This window comes from Herbaspirillum chlorophenolicum (assembly GCF_001189955.1).
Classification (GTDB): domain Bacteria; phylum Pseudomonadota; class Gammaproteobacteria; order Burkholderiales; family Burkholderiaceae_D; genus Herbaspirillum; species Herbaspirillum chlorophenolicum.
The window spans coordinates 248,009-262,057 of record NZ_LFLT01000002.1 but is presented as its reverse complement, the minus strand read 5'-3'; the positions used below and the strand labels follow the sequence as shown (position 1 = coordinate 262,057).

Sequence of the window (14,049 nt, the reverse complement as noted above, 5' to 3'; positions counted from 1 at the left end):
ATGCCGGCAGACGGCATGCCCGCCATTTCCACACCAGAACAAAGAGGACCGCAGATGCTGAAGCACACCCGCCTGAAAGCCGCCTTTGGAGCGGCATTTGCCGCCGCCCTGATGTTTTCCGCAAGCGCCGCCAACGCCACCGACCTGGTGGTGTCAGCCGCGGCCAGCCTGACCAATGCCTTCAAGGAGCTGGCACAGTCGTTTGAGCAACAGAACCCCGGCGTGAAGGTGATCACCAACTTCGGCGCCTCCGACATCCTGATGCAGCAGATCGTGCGCGGCGCCCCGGCCGACGTGTTCGCCTCGGCCGACCAGACCGCGATGGACAAGGCGGTCGCCGAAAAAGCCGTCAATCCCGCCACCCGCAAGAATTTCGCCGCCAACCAGATCGTGCTGATCGTCCCGCATGACAGCAAGCTGCAGCCGGCCGCGCTGGCCGACCTGAACAAGCCCGACTACAAGCGCATCGCCCTGGGCAACCCCGCTTCCGTGCCGTTCGGCCGCTACACCAAGACCGCACTGGAAAGCGCCGGCCTGTGGCAGCAGGTCCAGGCCAAAGCCGTGATGGCCGAGAACGTGCGCACCAGCCTGGACTACGTGGCACGCGGTGAAGTTGACGCCGGCTTCGTGTTCGCCACCGACGCCGCTGTGATGCCGGACAAGGTCAAGGTCGCCATCCGCATCCCGTCGGACTCGCCTGCCACCTATCCGATTGCCGCCACCGCCGGCAGCCAGCAAAAGGAACTGGCCGACAAGTTCATCGGCTACGTGCTCTCGCCCACCGGCCAGACCGTGCTGGCGCGTTATGGCTTCCTCAAGCCCTGATCTCCACCCCGTATAAACCGCACACCATGCATCCCGTCTGGACACCGCTGCTGCTTTCGCTCAAGGTCGCCGGGCTGGCGACCTTGCTCAACATGGTGCTGGGTGTGGCTGCGGCTTACGGCTTGTCGCGCTGGCGTTCGCCACTGCGCGACTTCATCGATTCCGTCCTGACCTTGCCGCTGGTGCTGCCGCCGACCGTGCTGGGCTATTACCTGCTGGTGCTGTTCGGCCGCCGCGGCACGTTCGGCGCCTGGCTTGAAAGCATCGGCATCCAACTCGTATTCACCTGGCAAGGCGCAGTCGTGGCGTCCACCATCGTCGCCTTCCCGCTGGTGCTCAAGGCTTCCCGCGCCGCTTTCGAAAACGTCGACCACCAGCTCGAAAATGCCGCCCGCGTGCTGGGAGTGTCGGAGGCAGGCGTGTTCTTCCGCGTCAGCCTGCCGATGGCGACCAAGGGCATTGCCGCCGGTGTGCTGCTGGCCTTCGCCCGCGCATTGGGCGAATTCGGCGCCACGCTGATGGTGGCCGGCAACCTGCCGGGCCGTACCCAGACCTTGTCGGTCGCCATCTATGAAGCGGTACAAGCCGGCGACGACGGCGCCGCCACCATGCTGGTGATAATCACCTCAATAACTTGCGTGGCTATCCTCATGCTGGCTGGGCGGCTGGTGCCGGACCGCGCGCAGTTTACGTTGCGCTGATTTCCGCCCATCCCGCCATGCGCCCTACTTTCCAAATCCATCCTGAGCTGCCGTGAGCGTCGAACTCCACATCCAGAAAAAACTGCGCGCCGGCGACCGTGAGTTCGATCTCGACATCGCCTTTGCCTCCGACAGCGAGCGCATCGTGCTGTATGGCCCATCCGGCTCGGGCAAGAGCCTGACCTTGAAAGCCATGGCCGGCCTCATGACGCCCGACGCCGGCTACATCCGGCTGGACGACCGCATGCTGTTCGATGCGCAGCAGCAAATCAACGTGCGCGTGCAGGAGCGCAACGTCGCTTACCTGTTCCAGGATTACGCACTGTTTCCGCACCTGACGGTGGCGCAAAACATCGCTTTCGGCCTGGCGCGCGGCTGCTTCAACCTGCGCAAACCCGCTTCGCATCCTGCGGTACAAAAATGGATCACGGCATTTGAATTGCAGGCAATCGCCGGCAACCATCCCGCGCAGATTTCCGGCGGCCAGCGGCAACGCGTGGCACTGGCGCGCGCGCTGGTGTCGGAGCCCGACATCCTGCTGCTGGATGAACCCTTCTCTGCGCTGGACCTGTCGCTGCGCGAACGCATGCGGCACGAGCTGGCCGAGCTGCAACAGCGGTTAGGCGTGCACATGCTGCTGATCACGCATGACCCGGCCGATGTCGACGCCCTGGGCGACGAAGTGTTCGAAATACGCGACGGGCGCATCAGCGCACAGCGCTCGCTCTGATTCCATCCCACGAAAAAAAACCGCACCCTTTTGAGGTGCGGTTCCAGGATGGGGGGATACCCCGACCGGCTTGCACTGGAGTCAAGCCGGCTTCACACAACACACAACCAACTCAAGCCTGTTCGGGCTATCAGGCAGCCTTCTTTTCCGTCTGATCTTCAAAGAACTGCTCATCCTCGGTCGAACCATGCAACGCAGTGGTCGACGACTGGCCTTGCTGGATCGCCTGGGTCACGGCGTCGAAGTAACCGGTGCCGACTTCGCGCTGGTGCTTGACCGCGGTGAAGCCCTTGGTGGCGGCAGCGAATTCGGCTTCCTGCAATTCCACGAAGGCCGACATCTGGTTGCGGGCATAACCGTGCGCCAGGTTGAACATCGAGTAGTTCAGCGCATGGAAGCCAGCCAGCGTGATGAACTGGAACTTGTAGCCCATTGCGCCCAATTCGCGCTGGAACTTGGCGATGGTGGCATCGTCCAGGTTCTTCTTCCAGTTGAACGACGGCGAGCAGTTGTAGGCCAGCAGCTTGCCCGGGAACTTGGCGTGGATGGCTTCGGCGAACGTCTTGGCAAACGCCAGGTCGGGCTTGCCGGTTTCACACCAGACCATGTCGGCATATTCCGCATAGGCCAGGCCGCGCGAGATGGCCTGGTCGATGCCGGGATGGGTCTTGAAGAAGCCTTCGACTGTACGCTCGCCAGACAGGAACGCCTTGTCGTTGGCATCCACGTCGGAGGTCAGCAGGTCGGCCGCTTCGGCGTCGGTACGGGCGATCACCAGGGTCTTGGTGCCCATGACGTCGGCCGCCAGGCGTGCGGCGTTGAGCTTCTCGACCGCTTCGCGAGTCGGCACCAGCACCTTGCCGCCCATGTGGCCGCACTTCTTGACGGAAGCCAGTTGGTCTTCGAAGTGCACGCCGGCGGCGCCTGCTTCGATCATCGACTTCATCAGTTCGAAGGCATTGAGCACGCCGCCGAAACCGGCCTCGGCGTCAGCCACGATGGGTGCGAAGAAATCGATGTCGTCCTTGCCTTCGGACCACTGGATCTGGTCGGCGCGCTGGAAGGTGTTGTTGATGCGCTTGACCACCATCGGCACCGAATTGGCCGGATACAGCGACTGGTCGGGATACATTTCACCGGCCAGGTTGGCGTCGCCCGCCACTTGCCAGCCGGACAGGTAGATCGCCTTCAGGCCGGCCTTCACTTGCTGCATGGCCTGGTTGCCGGTCAGGGCGCCCAGCGCGTTGACGAAAGGTTCGTTGTTGACCAGGTGCCACAGCTTGTCGGCGCCGCGCTTGGCCAGCGAATGCTCGATCTGCACCGAGCCGCGCAGGCGGACCACGTCCTCGGCCGTATAGTTGCGCTTGATGCCCTTCCAGCGTGGATTTTCTGCCCAATCCTTTTCCAGTGCCTGGATTTGCTGTTCACGTGTGCTCATGGTGATCTCCTTTTTTCGTCAATGTTGAGGTGTTTAAAAACTGGATGAAATCGCGAATTCCATGACTTCATAGTAGTCCCGCCATGTGCAGAGCAACAATGTCTTGTATAAGATATAGGTAATTTTTTTATATCAATAAAATCAAATACTTATTTTTCATTTTTTGCGATACGGAACGAAATTTCTGGAAATGAAAAATGCTTTTGATGCTCTGCACCCGCGTTTTTCACAATACGAAATGAAAATTTCTCATCGTGAAAAATGGCGGCCTTGCACAGACTTTGCAGTTTCGGCTTAAGCAATCCACCTCGGATTAAGACGATCGTTCGAAAATTTTTGACGTCCGCACCCACCTCTTGCATAATAAAAGTCACTTGCCAAGACAAGGCTTTCCATTCACATCAAGGACCCCGGCCCGGAGGAAGCATGACGACAAAAGAAGAGACACTAGCACTGTGGCGCCAGCAGGAAGAGGACGTGCGCGCCAAGCTGGCGCCGCCCGGCGTAGCCACCATGGCCGACCTGAAAGCCGGCAGCGGCATGGACTTCCTGCAGAAGATCTGGGATGGCTTGCTGCCGTCGGTGCCTATCGGCCAGACCATGGACTTCATCCCGGTGGAAGGCGAACCGGGCCGCATCGTGTTCCAGGGTACGCCCGACAAACGCCATTACAACCCGCTGGGCAGCGTACATGGCGGCTATTTCTGCACCCTGTTGGATTCTGCCGTCGGCTGTGCGGTGCATTCGGTGCTGCCGCAAGGCATGGGCTACACCACGCTCGAACTGAAAGTGAACCTGGTGCGGGCACTGACGGAAAAGACCGGGCCGGTGCGCGCCGAAGGCCGCGTGATACAGGTCGGCAAACAGGTCGGCATCGCCGAGGGACGCATCATCGATACCGAAGGCCGCCTGTACGCCCATGCGACCACTACCTGCCTGGTCTTTCCCCTTCCCTGAAACGCCGGAAGTGAAAAAACTTCACGCAATATCCCCTCTCGATATTCCGGCGTACCGAAACCATCGGGGTAATTGCCGCTGCGCCTGCACGCCGGAACGCGGCGACCGGCGCGGCTGGCTTTCGTTCCGCCAATTTCTTTTTGCGGCAACGTGACGGCTCGGTTGTTTAATCGACGAAGAAGGCACAGAATGAACGCCTACTAAAATTGAACGGCGATTCAACGTCGATAGTCTTCATGCATTACGCCCTGGACATCCGCACCTTTCTATTCAGTCATTATTTTTATACTGGTGTACGGATCGCGATCGGGGTGGTCGGCCTCACCATGCTGGTGTACAACGTGGCCGACATGCCGACCACCATGACGGTCTTTCTTGGTGCCCTGTGCACCAGCCTCATGGACCTGCCCAGCCCCTTGCGGCACAAGTTCAACGAGATGCTGGCCGGCGTGCTGCTGTGTACGCTGGTGATGCTGGTCATCAGCCTGTGCGCGCCGATACCCTGGCTGGTCGGCGCAATGATGGTGGTAGTCAGCTTCTTCGCCAGCATGATGGTGGTGTACGGTAAGAAGACCATGCCGCTGCAGTTCGCCGCGCTGATGGTGATGACGCTGTCGATGGAAAACCAGGTGCCGATCTCGGCCGCGCTGACGAACTGCGCGCTGTTCCTGGGCGGCGGTCTCGGTTATCTGGCGTATTCGATGGTGGTGTCGTGGTTCCTGCGCCGCCGCATCAAGCAGCAGGTACTGGCCGAAGCCTTGTTCGAGCTGGCGCGCTACCTGCGCATCAAGGCAGATTTCTACGACGTGCGGCACGACCTCGCCGCCCAGTTCAACCAGCTGGTGCGCCAGCAGATCGTGGTAGCCGACAAGCAGCAGGCCTCGCGCGACCTGATCCTGCGCGACCTCTATACCAAGCAGGACGGCCTGCTGGTGCAAGTGCACCTGTCGATGCTGGAACTGTATGAGCAGGTGCTGTCCACTCACGCCGACTACGCCTTCCTCCGCGACCACTTCGGCGACAAGGACGTGATGATCTTCCTGCGCGACCTGGCCAACAAGACCGCCGAAGACATCGAATCGATCGCCTACGCCATCACCCGCAAGAAGGCCTCAGCCCCTACCGTCAACTACAAGGCCGAGCTGCGCGCCATCCAGTACGAGATGCAGCAGATGGCCCAGCCGGGGCCGAACCAGGCCTCCGAAGAGGCGCTGACCATCCTGCGCGTGACCTACAACAAGATCCGCGACATCATCGAACTGATCGGCCAACTGCACCAGGCCACGCAGAATCCGGTCGATCCCCTGCCCATCCTGCCCGGCTCGGACATGACGCCGTTCCTGACCCAGCAGAAGTTCAAGTTCAACATGCTGCTGGTCAACCTGCGCTGGCAGTCCCCGATCTTCCGCTTCGCCATCCGCGTCGCGCTGGCGGTGACCACCGGCCTGTGGATCTCCAGCCACCTGCCCTACATGGCGCACGGCTACTGGATCGTGCTGACCATCGTCATCATTCTCAAACCCAATTTCAGCGCCACCAAGCAACGCGTGGCCGACCGCCTGATCGGCACCATCATCGGCTGCCTGATCACGGCGCTGATCCTGCGCTTCGTCCATAATCCGATGGGCCTGATGGCAGTGCTGTTCGCCGCCAGCGTCGCCGCGCCCGCGTTCACTTATGTGAAATACCGCTACACCGCCATCGCTGCTTCGGTACAGATCCTGATGCTGCTCAACCTGCTGCTGCCGGCCGGCCACCAGGGCGTGGTCAGCGAGCGCCTGATCGACACCGTGATCGGTGTGGTGATCGCCACCATCTTCAGCTATGTGCTGCCGGCCTGGGAATACCGCGACCTGCCCAAGCTGCTGCGCAACGTATTGAAGGCCAGCCAGCGTTACCTCACCGCCAGCCGCGACATGCTGGAAGGCAAGGTCAAGGACGATTTCTTCTACCGGGTATGCCGCAAGGGCTTCATGGATAGCCTGGCGGCACTGATCTCGGCGCTGGTGCGCATGATGGACGAACCGGTGACCAAGCACCGTGCGGTCAAGGAGCTCAACCGCTTCATCGTGCAGAACTACCTGGTGGCGGCGCACATTGCCGCCCTGCGCCTGATGCTGCGGCGCCATCAGGAGAATATCCCGCAAGGCTCGGTCAACCAGCTGATCGAAAGTACTTATCTGGAAGCCAGCGAACAGTTGGCTGAGGCCCAGCGCATCCTGGCGCCGAAGTCGAAGAAACGGAGCGGCGCGGTTACCGTCTCGCCGGAAGCGCCGGAAAACAAGGCACTATCGGCCAAGATCGAACTGGTCGGCCCTGTCACCCCCGAGCCGGTGTCGGCCGAAACCAGTGCATGGTCAGGCTGGAGCACCTTGCAGCGCCGGACCAGCCTGCTCAATCAGGATTTGCGCGAAATCGTCGCCCAGACCACGGCCATCGACAATATCCTGCGCCAGAACTGATCCCCAACAGGTTCTTGCGGCACATCCGGCAAATCGATGCCGCCGATCCAATCCGGCGTCACAGTTGGGTACGCGATATCAGTACGCCGTCCACGTCCGCATACATCCAGTCGCCCGGATACACCGCCACGCCGGCAATGGTTACCTTCAGGTCGGCGTCGCCTGCCCCCTTGCGGAAGCTGCGCTGCGGATGCGTGGCCAGTGCCCGGATACCGACATCGCAAGCGTTGAGCTCCGCCGCATCGCGCACGCAGCCATTGACCAGGATGCCGGCCCAACCGTTCTTCTGCGCCAGCACGCCGAGGTTGCCGCCCACCAATGCACAGCGCAAGCTGCCGCCGCCATCCACCACCAGAACATGGCCATTGCCCGGCGTTTCCAGGGCGGCACGCACCAGCACATTGTCTTCAAACACCTTGAGCGTCCTGACAGGGCCGGCAAAGGTATTTTGTTTGCCGAACGAGGCGAAGATGGGCGGCAGCACATGCAAGGTGCCGGCGGCCAGCTTGTCTTCATGGTGATCGCACAGGTCGCAGGTGGCAAAGCTCATGGTGGTCTCCGTGATCGGTTGGTACGGGCAATCCTGCCTCACACCGACAGCATGCGATGCAGGCGCTTCTGGTCGAACATGCGTGAATCGGCCATACGCAGCAGAGTTTCCACATCGAGGCCGTCTTCCGGATAAAGCGAGACGCCCACCGATGCATCCACGGTGTACTGGTTGCCGTCCCGCCCCTCGATAGGCCTGTTGACGGCATGGCGGATCTTGTCGGCAATGCTGCGCGCCACATCGGCATCGGTCACCCCATGCAGATACACCACGAACTCGTCGCCGCCAAAACGCGCCACCGAGTCGTCATGGCGCAGCGCATGCTGCAGGCGTTCGGCGATAACGACCAGTACCCTGTCGCCTTCGTCATGGCCATATTCGTCATTGACCGCCTTGAAGCGGTCGAGATCGATAAACAGCATGGCGAAATGCAGCGGATTGGCTTCCGACGAATTACGGCGGCGGAATTCGATCTGCGCAATCAGCGAATCGCGGTTGAGCACATTGGTGAGGCGATCGGTGCGCAGGTTGCGCTCCATTTCCTGAAAACTCAGCGCCAATTGCCCGATCTCGTCGTCGCGATCGATATTGAGGGCCGGGAACGGGCTGCCGTTGCCGATGCTCTTGGCCGCCAGCGTCAGTTTGCGAATGTCGCGCAGCACCCAGCGCAACAACACGAAGCCGATCACAAAAGTCAGGCACACCGCCACCAGCCCCAGCAGCAGGGTCTGATAGACGCCGCCAGTCACCGAACCGAGAAAATCCGAACGCGGCGCAGCGCTGATAGCCAGCCAGTCCAGGCCGGCCTCGTCATGGTGCAGGCGGACAGCTACCTCGATCTTGCTACCCTCGCTGCGCGCGCCCAGCATCACCAGCTGGCCCGGTACGAGGTGATGCTCCGCCATGTATTTCTGTACCTCATCGAACGCCTGTTGCACCAGCGGCGACTTGCTTTGCTGGGCGTTCAGGCGCACCACCTCCCCGGTGTTACCCTTGATTTCGTGCAGCACTTCGTTGAGGGAAGTGGCGACCATGTCGCCTTTAAGCTCGGCGATGAAGGCCACGCCATTGGGACTCAAGGGCAACTGCTGCAAAAAGGTGGTGAGCTGGCTCAAGCCGATGCTGCTGTTGGCCACGCCCAAGAAGGTGCCCTCGGTATCGAAAACCGGCTTGGAGAGATTGATGCCCAAAAACTTCTGGCGAAAATCGGCATACACCGAGGACCATGTCTCGCGTCCGCTCGCCACTGTCTGGATGTACCAGGGCCGCTTACGCGGCTCATAATCCTGCACCGCAGTCAGCTTCATTTCGGTGCCGGGACCGCGCAGGTAATAGACGTAATCCTTCCCTTCAGGCTCGCGGATGCTGTACATGAACACGTTGGCGCTTTCCTGCTTGATGCCCAGGAAGCTGCCATCGGCGCCGCCGAAATAAACGTAACTGGGATCGCTGAACAAGGAATTGGCCAGCCACAGCCGCTCTTCCAATTGCTTATGGTCTTGCGGGAATGGCAATGCAGCCGGCTTGTCGCCGGGGTTGACTGGCGGTATCGGCGGCGGCGCCACGATATTGAGGCTCTCGCGCGCACTCAGGGTCTGGCGGTCAATTGCCTGGCCGACGCGCCCCATTACCTCCATCAGCGCATTGCGCGCGAGAATTTCGGTAGCGTCGTCTCCAGCGCGATAAAGGAACCAGCCTATCGTCAGCGCCAGGCAAACCATCAGGAAGATGAACGGCAAAATGAAAAGCCGCTGCAAAGACGATTGCCTCAGGATCGATCCCTTCGCGGACTCTCGCCGCCAATTATCTTTCGCATAATTTCCCCCGCCGATGCGCATCGCCAACGGCCATGACAGGCGTTGCGGCGCACTGCACCAGTTATTTCGATTGAGCAATCATTGTATGCCAAAAGCCCATGACTGGCGTGGATTTGGGGCGCAACCTGGCATTGCCGGGCCTGCACTTCGGATTGCACTGGCAAATGGAGGCATCGATCGCCCGGCAGAGATTTCCAAAAAGACAACAAAAAATCTCGAGGGCGCAAGCGCTCTGTACAAGGCATTGCACCTTGCCATGAAAAAAGCCGATTGCGCCTCACGGCACAATCGGCTTCCAATCGGACATGGACCGGGCAAGAAAACTATCCCGACACTCCCCGTCCCATTTGAGGCATTACTTGGTGAACACCAGTTGCCCGTTCTGTGCGTCCACATGCACCACATCCTTCGGACCGAACTTGCCAGCCAGGATTTCCTTGGACAGCGGGTTTTCGATCTCCTGCTGGATCGCACGCTTCAACGGCCGTGCGCCATATACCGGATCGAACCCGGCCTCGGCGACCTTCTGCAGGCCGGCTTCACTGATCTGCAAACCGATCTCCAGCTTGGCCAGACGCTCTTCCAGAATGTGCAGCTGAATCTTGGCGATAGCGCCGATATTCTTCTCATCGAGCGCGTGGAACACCACGATCTCATCCACCCGGTTGATGAACTCCGGACGGAAATGCGTGCGCACCTCGGCCATCACCGCCAGCTTCACCAGCGCCGGATCGCTGTCTTCCATCGACTGGATCCGGTGCGAACCCAGGTTAGAGGTCATCACGATCACCGTGTTCTTGAAGTCCACCGTGCGGCCCTGGCCATCGGTCATGCGGCCATCGTCCAGCACTTGCAGCAGCACGTTGAAAACGTCCGGATGGGCCTTTTCGATCTCGTCGAGCAGGATCACGCTGTACGGTTTGCGGCGCACGGCTTCGGTCAGGTAGCCGCCTTCCTCGTAACCGACGTAGCCCGGCGGCGCGCCGATCAGGCGGGCCACGGAATGCTTCTCCATGAACTCGCTCATGTCGATACGGATCATCGCCTCCTCGGTGTCGAAGAGATAGGACGCCAGCGCCTTGCACAGCTCGGTCTTGCCCACGCCGGTAGGCCCCAGGAACATGAACGAACCATACGGCTTGCTGGGGTCGCCCAGTCCGGCACGCGAACGGCGGATGGCATCGGACACGGCCACGATCGCCTCGTCCTGGCCCACCACGCGCTCATGCAGCACGTCTTCCATATGCAGCAGCTTCTCGCGCTCGCCCTGCATCATGCGCGAGACCGGGATGCCGGTGGCACGCGCCACGATCTCGGCGATTTCCTCGGCGCCGACCTGGGTGCGCACCAGCTTGGGCTTCTCCGTGGCGGCACTCGCCTGGTCACGCTTGTTCTGCTCTTCCAGGGCGGCCTCGAGTTCGGCCAGCTTGCCGTACTTCAGCTCGGATACCCGCTGCCAGTCGCTCTTGCGGGTCGCCTCTTCCATCTGCAGGCGAATCTTCTCGATCTCCTCCTTCAGCTGCTGGCCGCCCTGCGCGGTCGACTTCTCAGCCTTCCAGATCTCTTCCAGATCGGCGTACTCGCGCTCCAGTTTCTCGATCTCTTCCTCGATCAGTTGCAGGCGCTTCTGCGAAGCCTCATCTTTCTCGCGCTTGACCGCTTCGCGCTCGATCTTCAGCTGGATCAGGCGACGGTCGAGCTTGTCCATGACTTCCGGCTTGGAATCGATCTCGATCTTGATCTTGGCAGCGGCTTCGTCGATCAGGTCGATCGCCTTGTCCGGCAGGAAACGGTCGGTGATGTAGCGGTGCGACAATTCGGCCGCGGCCACGATGGCCGGGTCGGTGATGTCCACGCCGTGGTGCACCTCGTACTTTTCCTGCAGGCCGCGCAGGATGGCGATGGTCGCCTCCACGCTCGGCTCGTCGACCAGGATCTTCTGGAAGCGGCGCTCCAGCGCAGCATCCTTCTCGATGTACTGGCGGTATTCGTCCAGCGTGGTCGCACCCACGCAATGCAGCTCGCCGCGCGCCAATGCCGGCTTGAGCATGTTGCCGGCATCCATCGCGCCTTCAGCCTTGCCGGCCCCGACCATGGTGTGCAGCTCATCGATGAAGACGATGGTCTGGCCTTCGTCCTGGGCAATCTCCTTCAGGACCGCCTTCAGGCGCTCCTCGAATTCGCCGCGGTACTTCGCGCCAGCCAGCAGCGCCGCCATGTCCAGCGACAGCACGCGCTTGGACTTCAGGCTGTCCGGCACTTCGCCGTTGACGATACGTTGCGCCAGGCCTTCGACGATAGCCGTCTTGCCCACGCCCGGTTCACCGATCAGCACCGGGTTGTTCTTGCTACGGCGCTGCAGCACCTGGATCGCGCGGCGGATTTCATCGTCGCGGCCGATCACCGGGTCGAGCTTGCCGGCGCGGGCGCGCTCGGTCAGGTCCAGCGTGTATTTCTTGAGCGCTTCGCGCTGGCCTTCGTCCTGCTGCGAAGACACCGAAGCGCCGCCGCGCACGGCCTTGATGGCGGCTTCCAGCGACTTGCGGGTGAGGCCGTTTTCGCGTGCGGCGCGGCCGGCGTCGGACTTGTCGTCCACCAGGCCGAGCAGCACCATTTCGCTGGCGACGAACTGGTCGCCATGCTTTTGCGCTTCCTTGTCGGCCAGGTTCAGCAAGGCCACCAGTTCGCGGCCGATCTGCACTTCGCCGCCGTTGCCCGACACTTGCGGCAGGCGTTGCAAGGCGCCCTGCAAAGCAATGGACAGGCCGTTCACGTTCACGCCCGCGCGCTGCAACAGCGAGCGCGCGCCGCCATCGTCCTGGTTCAACAGGGCGATGACGAGGTGTACCGGTTCGATGTATTGGTTATCGTGGCCGACCGCCTGGGATTGCGCGTCGGCCAGCGCTTCCTGCAATTTTGTGGTGAGTTTGTCGAGACGCATGGTTCGCTCCAATTTTTCAATGTAATGAAAATTGGGCCGGACATTTGATTTTCAAGCAAAGTGCCGGTGCGGAAATTTGATTTGCATCATGCCCGCAACACCCCATGCTCGTCCCTCGTTATCCGGCCAGCGCGCGGTAAGTTGCAAAGCCGGCAACGCACAACGCGATGGAGCCGAGCAAGTGCAACGCCGAATGGCCAATGGCCCAAAGATAGTCGCCCCGCTGCAGCAGGATCATGGCCTCGGCGGAGAAGGTGGAAAAGGTGGTCAATCCGCCGAGGAAACCCGTGATGGCAAACAGGCGCCATTCCGGCGACAGGCCTGGATGCTGCTCGAAATAGGCGACCAGAAAACCGATCACATAACCGCCTATCCAGTTGGCCGCCAGCGTGCCGATCGGCACCAGATGGCCGCCGACGTTATACACCACCGAGAGCCGCCAGCGCAGCCATGCCCCCAATGTCGCTCCCACGCCCACCGCCAGCCATCCCATGCCGCCTCCTCGTCTTGTTCTCTGCTGCGATGATGCCAGAAACTGCAATAGTCCCGGCCAGCCACCTCAGTGCTCTCTCAGGAAATGTGTTCCTGGGCGGTAACAATCCCCTGCATTTCTTCACGCAGCGATCCAATGCGCTCCAGCGCCTGATGGTCTTCCTGCAGCGCCTTGTCTACGCTCTCGTGCATCCAGTCGACCCAGGTGCTGATCTTGGCGTCCAGGTACTGGCGCGACGGGTACAGCGCATACACGCCCATGTGCTGCATGCGGTGCTGCGGCAGCACGCGCACGATGGTGCCGGCCCGCAACGGGTCCACTGCCGAATAGATGGGCAGCACGCCGATACCCATGCCTTCGCGGATGCTGGCCAGCATGGCCTCGGCCACGTTGACCTGGAAATTGCTCTTGACGGCGATCGTGTCCATGCCTTCCGGCCCTTCGATCACCCATTCGTCCAGTGGCGAAACCGGGCTGACCAGTTGCAGGCAGGTGTAGTTCGCCAGATCGGCCGGCTTTTGCGGCATGCCATGCTTGTCGATATATGCGGGCGAGGCGCACAGCATGCTGAACGTACTGCCGAGCTGGCGAAAAATGAGGCCGGAATCCGGCAATTCGCGCGCCAGCACCAGCGAGACGTCATAGCCCTCCTCCAGCATGTCCGGAATGCGCTGGGCCAGGGTCAACTCCACCGCCACGTCAGGATAGCGCTTCTGGTAGCTGGAAATGGCCGGGATCACGTAGCGCTGGCCGAAACTGGTCATCGCGTGGATTCGCAAACGCCCGGAAGGCTTGACATAGGCAGCGCTGGCCTCGGCTTCTGCCTCTTCGACATAAGACATGATCTGCTGGCAACGCAATAGATAGCGCTCGCCGGCTTCCGTCAAGGCAATGCGGCGGGTGGTGCGGTTCAGCAGGCGGGTGCGCAAATGCCTTTCCAGGTCGGCCACGGCGCGCGATACATGGGCCGTGGTCAAGCCCATCTGCTGCGCCGCAGAGGTAAAACTGCCGGCATCGACCACGCGCACAAACACGCGCATGTTTTGCAAGGTATCCATACTCTTAATCCTATGCTGTGGCCAGTTCTCGGGTAAGCTGCACTGAGCCGTGCTCGCATTTTCCGGACTGGCGGATG

At 61.1% G+C, this 14,049-nt stretch carries 12 protein-coding genes; 5 read left to right on the top strand and 7 right to left on the bottom strand.

The window, feature by feature from the left end; all coding sequences use genetic code 11:
• The first annotated feature begins 54 nt into the window (after nt 1-54).
• The 3 genes from modA to AKL28_RS02835 are packed head-to-tail and all read left to right on the top strand — an operon-like array spanning nt 55 to nt 2,256.
• A complete protein-coding gene (modA, locus tag AKL28_RS02845; RefSeq protein WP_050466532.1) occupies nt 55-825 on the top strand; it encodes a molybdate ABC transporter substrate-binding protein in 771 nt (256 codons plus the stop codon).
• 26 nt (nt 826-851) lie between these two features.
• Nucleotides 852-1,526: a molybdate ABC transporter permease subunit gene (gene modB, locus AKL28_RS02840; protein ID WP_050466531.1), complete on the top strand. Its 675-nt coding sequence runs from the start codon at nt 852-854 to the stop codon at nt 1,524-1,526.
• Nucleotides 1,527-1,578: 52 nt separating this feature from the next.
• Nucleotides 1,579-2,256, top strand: a complete 678-nt coding sequence (locus AKL28_RS02835) for an ATP-binding cassette domain-containing protein (RefSeq protein WP_050466530.1) — start codon at nt 1,579-1,581, stop codon at nt 2,254-2,256.
• A gap of 130 nt (nt 2,257-2,386) precedes the next feature.
• Here AKL28_RS02835 and aceA read toward each other — a convergent pair whose 3' ends face one another.
• Nucleotides 2,387-3,694, bottom strand: coding sequence for an isocitrate lyase (gene aceA / locus AKL28_RS02830; RefSeq protein ID WP_050466529.1), 1,308 nt, complete (start codon nt 3,692-3,694; stop codon nt 2,387-2,389).
• A gap of 149 nt (nt 3,695-3,843) precedes the next feature.
• Nucleotides 3,844-4,080 carry a hypothetical protein gene (locus AKL28_RS02825; protein WP_156226217.1) on the bottom strand — a complete coding sequence of 79 codons (237 nt, stop codon included), beginning with the start codon at nt 4,078-4,080 and terminating at the stop codon, nt 3,844-3,846.
• 40 nt (nt 4,081-4,120) lie between these two features.
• Here AKL28_RS02825 and AKL28_RS02820 point away from each other — a divergent pair, with 40 nt between their 5' ends.
• Nucleotides 4,121-4,651, top strand: coding sequence for a PaaI family thioesterase (locus tag AKL28_RS02820; RefSeq protein ID WP_050466527.1), 531 nt, complete (start codon nt 4,121-4,123; stop codon nt 4,649-4,651).
• 236 nt (nt 4,652-4,887) lie between these two features.
• The gene (locus AKL28_RS02815) at nt 4,888-7,113 is read left to right on the top strand and encodes an FUSC family membrane protein (RefSeq protein WP_050466526.1); all 2,226 of its coding nucleotides are present in this window, start codon (nt 4,888-4,890) and stop codon (nt 7,111-7,113) included.
• Nucleotides 7,114-7,171: 58 nt separating this feature from the next.
• Here AKL28_RS02815 and rraA read toward each other — a convergent pair whose 3' ends face one another.
• The 5 genes from rraA to AKL28_RS02790 all read right to left on the bottom strand — a co-directional run bounded on the left by rraA (nt 7,172) and on the right by AKL28_RS02790 (nt 13,972).
• The gene (rraA, locus tag AKL28_RS02810) at nt 7,172-7,663 is read right to left on the bottom strand and encodes a ribonuclease E activity regulator RraA (protein WP_050466525.1); all 492 of its coding nucleotides are present in this window, start codon (nt 7,661-7,663) and stop codon (nt 7,172-7,174) included.
• 38 nt (nt 7,664-7,701) lie between these two features.
• Entirely contained in the window at nt 7,702-9,402 is a 1,701-nt protein-coding gene (locus AKL28_RS02805; RefSeq protein ID WP_462491131.1) for a sensor domain-containing diguanylate cyclase, read from the bottom strand.
• Nucleotides 9,403-9,835: 433 nt separating this feature from the next.
• Nucleotides 9,836-12,421, bottom strand: coding sequence for an ATP-dependent chaperone ClpB (clpB, locus tag AKL28_RS02800; RefSeq protein ID WP_050466523.1), 2,586 nt, complete (start codon nt 12,419-12,421; stop codon nt 9,836-9,838).
• A 118-nt stretch (nt 12,422-12,539) separates the two neighbouring features.
• Nucleotides 12,540-12,914: a fluoride efflux transporter CrcB gene (gene crcB, locus AKL28_RS02795; protein ID WP_050466522.1), complete on the bottom strand. Its 375-nt coding sequence runs from the start codon at nt 12,912-12,914 to the stop codon at nt 12,540-12,542.
• A 77-nt stretch (nt 12,915-12,991) separates the two neighbouring features.
• Entirely contained in the window at nt 12,992-13,972 is a 981-nt protein-coding gene (locus AKL28_RS02790) for a LysR family transcriptional regulator (RefSeq protein ID WP_050466521.1), read from the bottom strand.
• Nucleotides 13,973-14,049 lie beyond the last annotated feature (77 nt).